We start from the raw sequence: 5,119 nt of genomic DNA, 5'->3' as shown, positions 1-5,119 counted from the left end.
CCGGAGGAGTCGTAACCCCGGTATTCCAGCCGCTTGAGGCCGTCAATCAGGTGGGCTACGACATCACGCTGCGCAATTGCACCAACTATCCCGCACATGGCACTGCTCCTTCAAATTCACGATGCCCCAGTCTAAGCATGCTTTCGCATGATGGGAGTATGTTTTCGTCATCGTGAATTTTAACAAATAAATGCCATTGGCATTTTTGCGAATGGCACCATATTAGTTAGCGCAAACTGGCCAGCAGGCGCTCCATGTCTACCGCGTAGACCTGCGTGGGTGCGTTGAAGGGTTGTTTGCAGCTCAGGGTGACGGTCTTGCCCTCCTTGTCCTGCAGGCTCACGCTGCCACGTTCGCGGCAGCCGGTCAGCAGAGGCAGCGACGCTACGGCATCGCTCAGGGGCTGGCCCTCTACGGCCTTCAGATACATGCCCTCGCGCAGGTTCTGGCAGACGGTGATGGCGGCGACCATAAAACCATCGAGCTGCGGATAGAAGCTGGTGGCGCCACCGCAATCTGCCTGCATCAATGCAGCGAAGGCATAGGGCAGCATCTGCCGGGACTGGCGCTCACTGGGTGCTACCTGCTTGAGCAAGCCGGTCTGGCTGGCCAGCTCGGCCCAGACTTCCGCCATGGGCTCCTTGCCGCCCATCAGCCTTTGCAGCCAGCGCGGCTGGCAGTCCGCCTTGTCGCCGCATTCAAAGGCCTGCGCCATATCGGTCGGGCCGCCCTGTTGGCCAGCGGCAAAGTAGCGGTCTATCTGCGCCGTGGCCGGCTGCTTGATCTGCCGTGCCGCCAGGCTAAAGAGCTGAGTCACCAGACCGCAGGGGTAGATGGTCGACGCGCTGTTGCGGCGGTTCAAGGGCACCGCCTGCCAGGGCTTATCGCCCACCTGCTGCAGGCAAGCTGCGAGGGCTTCGTCCAGCATGGTGGCCGAGTCGGCCTTGCTGCGCCAACCGGTCTCTACGCCGGCCAGCCACTGCAGGAGCTCGGCGCTGCCTTCGTGCAGCATCTGGTCGCCACCGCTGTAGACGTCATGCTGCTCCAGGGGCTGGAAGCGGTGGGCGTACTCATGCGCCACAAAGCCGTTCAGCACCGTCACCAACTCGCCCTGCGGCCGGTCCGGCCAGTTGTAGAGCGCCAGCCGCAGCACATCCTGCCCATCACCCCAGTAGCGCGGTTGGCCACCGTCGTTGCCGGCCACGCGGGTGGCGGCCAGCACCGGTTGGCGGTAGCCGGCATGGGGCAGCACCTTGCTGAAGTAGCTGACGGCATCCGTGCTCATGCGGTGGATCTGCGCGATGGTCGCCTCGCCCAGCGCCGGGTCCAGATAGACCGTGGCACCGGCCTCCTGCTTTAGCGGCTGTTGCAACAGCAGGGCCGGCATCTCGCCGGCGGTGGCATCCTCGGCGGTAAAGCCCGGCGTGCCGGCGTAGACCTTGCCGCGCGCGCTCACGCTGCCCGGCGCCGTAAAGTGGTAGCGCACAGGGCCACAGCTGTCGGCCACGGCGTAGTTCCAGGTGTGCGCGTAGACGCCGCCCCCCATGGGGAAGCTGCCCGGGTAGACGCGGTCCACCGGCTCCGTACTCGGCGGCACCTTGAAGCGCGCCACGCTGCAGCTGGCTTTGGCCAGGCTCACCGCCTCGCCACTGGCTTGGCTGCAGTCATCCAGCGCTTGCCAGGCCTTGCGCACCTTGCCAGCGGCCTGCGCCAGCGCGCCGGGGTTCACAAAGGGCAGGCGCTGGCAGCCCTCCGGCAGTCGGTAGCTCAGCAACAGATCGTTATTCGCCTGCAATGCCAAGGTCACGTCTACTCCCTTGGCCAGCACCGGCGCCGCCAGTGCACCCAACAGCAGGCCATACCCGATAGCACGCATATCCTCTCCTCGAATGGGTGGCGCCTTTCCGCTCTTGCCGGCGGTAAGCCACTTGATTGACATCGGTGCCTGCAGATGCAGGCGTTCTGGTGGGCGAGATTAGGGCCAGCTACAGCCGCAAGCCAAGCAGGCCGAGGTCCGGCGGCGCTGCCGCTGGGCATTCCGCAACAGCGGCACCGGTTCACCTGCACGTCACAGCGGCAGCCGCTGCCGTATCCCAGCTTGTCAGCACCCAGGCTCTCGCCCTTGCTCTCGCCACAGCCGGCCAGGTCGAAGGCAAAAGCGGCATAGCCCGCTGCATTGAGTACCGCGGCGATACGCGGAAAGCGCCCGCGGCAGCGACAGTGGCTGGTGTGGCCATGCACCATGATCACCACCGCCTCCCAATAAAAACGGCCGCTCGATGGAGCGGCCGCGATAAGGCGCTACAGAACAGACGCACGCGCAACCGCTAGCCGGTCAGGGCGGGCGGGAACGGTCGTGCGGTCAGGGTCTGGGTCAGCATGTACATGGTTCGAGCTTGCCGCCCTGCGGCCAGCCTATCTACTTGTTCTTGGTCGGCCGTTTCCAGCCCGGGATGGACTTCTGGCCGCGGGCGCGGCAGATGGTCAGCGCGTCGGCCGGGGCATCCACGGTGATGGTGGAGCCGGCAGCGATATAGGCCCTATCGGCAATGGTGACCGGGGCCACCAGCTGGCTGTCGGTACCGATGAAGGCATCGTCGCCTATGGTGGTGACGAACTTGTTGGCGCCGTCGTAGTTGCAGGTGATCACGCCGGCCGAGATATTCACCCGCTCGCCGATCACCGCATCACCGAGGTAGGCCAGGTGGCCGGCCTTGGCACCATTGCCCAGGCGCGCCTTCTTGAGCTCGACGAAGTTGCCGACGTGCACCTTCTCGCCCAGCACCGAATCGGGCCGTACGCGGGCAAAGGGGCCAAGGTCGGAGCCGGCCCCCACGGTGCTGTCCTCGATCACGGTATTGGCCTTGATCACCACCCCGTCGCCCAGGGTGACGTTCTTGAGGTAGACATTGGGGCCGATCTTTACGCCGTGACCGAGCTTGATCGTGCCTTCGAGGATCACGTTGACGTCGATCTCCACGTCCTGGCCGTGCTCCACCGTGCCACGCAGGTCAAAGCGGGCCGGGTCGAGCAGGGTCACGCCGCCGGCCAGCAGCTTGTCGGCCTGCTGGCGCTGGTAGACGCGCTCCAGCTCGGCCAGTTGGCGCTTGTCATTCACACCGGCCGGCTCGAACGGGTCCTTGGCGGTCTCGGTGGCCACGGCCACACCGTCGGCCACCGCCATGGCGATCACATCGGTCAGGTAGTACTCGCCCTGGGCGTTGGCATTCTTGAGCCGCGGCAGCCACTCGCGCAGACGGGCCATGGGCGCGGCGATAAAGCCGGTATTGATCTCGCGGATCGCCTTCTGCGCCTCGCTGGCATCCTTCTGCTCGACGATGCTGAGTACCTTGCCCTCGGCATCGCGCACGATCCGGCCGTAGCCGGTGGGGTTGTCCATGATGGCAGTCAGCACGGCCAGTTTGTCGCCGCCGGCAGCGGCCAGGAGCGCGCGCAGGGTAGCCGGGGTGATCAGTGGGCAATCGCCGTAGAGGATCAGCGCCACGCCGTCGCCGCACTCGGGCAGGGCCTGCGCCACCGCATGGCCGGTACCAAGCTGCTCGGCCTGGTGGGCCCAGCGTACATCGACCTGCCCCTGGAAGGCGGCGAGCACCTGCTCGCCACCATGGCCATAGACCACCACCAGCCGTTCGGCCGCCAGCGCGCGGCCGGCATCCAGCACATGGCCCAGCATGGGCTTGCCGGCCAAGGGCTGCAGCACCTTGGGCAGGCGGGAGTTCATGCGTTTGCCCTGGCCGGCGGCAAGGATGATCACGTTCACAGTCATGGCGCAGCTCGCAATGAGAAAGGTCAGCCGCGATTATCACGGCCTGGGCGTAAAAAAATAAAGGGCCAGCTGACGCTGGCCCTTTATCGGGGTACTGCTAGGTGCTACGGCGAAGCCTGATCAAGCGCGGTTACGCAACTTCTTGATCGCGGCCAGCTGGGCGACGGCTTGCGCCAGTTCGGCCTGAGCCGAGGCGTAGTCGATCGAACCCGAGCGGTTGGCCAGCGCTTCTTCCGCCAATTTCTTGGCTTCCAGCGCCTTTGCTTCATCGAGGTCGCTGCCACGGATCGCGGTATCGGCAAGTACCGTTACCACGTGCGGCTGCACTTCGAGGATGCCACCGGACACGTAGACCAGGACTTCCTCATCGTTGCTGTTGGCGACCTTGATGCGCAGCGCACCCGGTTTGATACGGGTGAGCAGCGGTGCGTGGCGAGGCAGCACGCCGATTTCGCCCATCTCGCCCGGAACCGCCAGGAATTCGGCGGTGCCCGAGTAGATCTGCTCTTCAGCGCTTACTACGTCCACATGCATGGTCATGGCCATATCTCGCTACCTTATGCCAGGGTCTTGGCTTTTTCGACAGCTTCGTCGATACCACCGACCATGTAGAAGGCCTGTTCCGGCAGGTGATCGTATTCGCCAGCCAGGATGCCCTTGAAGCCGCGCAGGGTTTCCTTCAGCGAAACGTACTTGCCAGGTGCGCCGGTGAACACTTCGGCGACGTGGAAAGGCTGCGACAGGAAGCGCTGGATCTTACGGGCGCGAGCCACGACCAGCTTGTCTTCCGGCGACAGTTCGTCCATGCCCAGAATCGCGATGATGTCGCGCAGTTCCTTGTAGCGCTGCAGGGTGGACTGCACGCCGCGAGCGACGGTGTAGTGCTCGTCGCCAACGATCTGCGGGTCCAGCTGGCGCGAGGTCGAGTCGAGCGGATCCACGGCAGGGTAGATACCCAGCGAGGCGATGTCACGCGACAGAACGACGGTTGCGTCCAAGTGGGCGAAGGTGGTGGCAGGCGACGGGTCGGTCAAGTCATCGGCAGGCACGTAAACGGCCTGGATGGAGGTGATCGAACCGGTCTTGGTCGAGGTGATACGCTCTTGCAGACGACCCATTTCGTCGGCCAGGGTGGGCTGGTAGCCCACGGCGGACGGCATACGGCCCAGCAGCGCGGACACTTCGGTACCGGCCAGGGTGTAACGGTAGATGTTGTCCACGAAGAACAGCACGTCACGGCCCTTGCCGTTTTCGTCCTTCTCGTCGCGGAAGTACTCGGCCATGGTCAGACCGGTCAGCGCAGCGCGCAGACGGTTGCCCGGGGGCTCGTTC

5 protein-coding genes are annotated in these 5,119 nt (G+C 64.8%); all 5 read right to left on the bottom strand.

From position 1 onward, the window contains the following. Nucleotides 1-226 precede the first annotated feature (226 nt). Nucleotides 227-1,876, bottom strand: coding sequence for a hypothetical protein (locus VIM95_RS03825; RefSeq protein WP_331983189.1), 1,650 nt, complete (start codon nucleotides 1,874-1,876; stop codon nucleotides 227-229). Then, entirely contained in the window at nucleotides 1,810-2,250 is a 441-nt protein-coding gene (locus VIM95_RS23340; protein WP_414648468.1) for a hypothetical protein, read from the bottom strand. The genes VIM95_RS03825 and VIM95_RS23340 overlap by 67 nt, the downstream gene beginning before the upstream one ends. Nucleotides 2,251-2,419: 169 nt before the next feature. Beyond that, complete coding sequence (glmU, locus tag VIM95_RS03820) at nucleotides 2,420-3,787, bottom strand: bifunctional UDP-N-acetylglucosamine diphosphorylase/glucosamine-1-phosphate N-acetyltransferase GlmU (RefSeq protein WP_331983187.1); 1,368 nt, start codon at nucleotides 3,785-3,787, stop codon at nucleotides 2,420-2,422. Between the two features lie 120 nt (nucleotides 3,788-3,907). Continuing rightward, the gene (locus VIM95_RS03815; protein WP_331983185.1) at nucleotides 3,908-4,333 is read right to left on the bottom strand and encodes a F0F1 ATP synthase subunit epsilon; all 426 of its coding nucleotides are present in this window, start codon (nucleotides 4,331-4,333) and stop codon (nucleotides 3,908-3,910) included. A gap of 11 nt (nucleotides 4,334-4,344) precedes the next feature. Next, nucleotides 4,345-5,119: F0F1 ATP synthase subunit beta (gene atpD / locus VIM95_RS03810; RefSeq protein WP_331983183.1), on the bottom strand; the 775-nt coding region annotated here is incomplete at its 5' end.

The sequence above is a fragment of the Chitinimonas sp. genome (assembly GCF_036568685.1).
Classification (GTDB): domain Bacteria; phylum Pseudomonadota; class Gammaproteobacteria; order Burkholderiales; family Chitinimonadaceae; genus Chitinimonas.
The sequence above is the reverse complement of the archived record's forward strand: the minus strand, read 5'-3'. Positions and strand labels throughout refer to the sequence as shown.

Excerpts from the sequence above, each read along its gene's own strand:
- VIM95_RS03825 (WP_331983189.1), bottom strand. The coding sequence starts at position 1,876 with ATGCGTGCTATCGGGTATGGCCTGCTGTTGGGTGCACTGGCGGCGCCG.
- glmU (WP_331983187.1), bottom strand. The coding sequence starts at position 3,787 with ATGACTGTGAACGTGATCATCCTTGCCGCCGGCCAGGGCAAACGCATG.
- VIM95_RS03815 (WP_331983185.1), bottom strand. The coding sequence starts at position 4,333 with ATGGCCATGACCATGCATGTGGACGTAGTAAGCGCTGAAGAGCAGATC.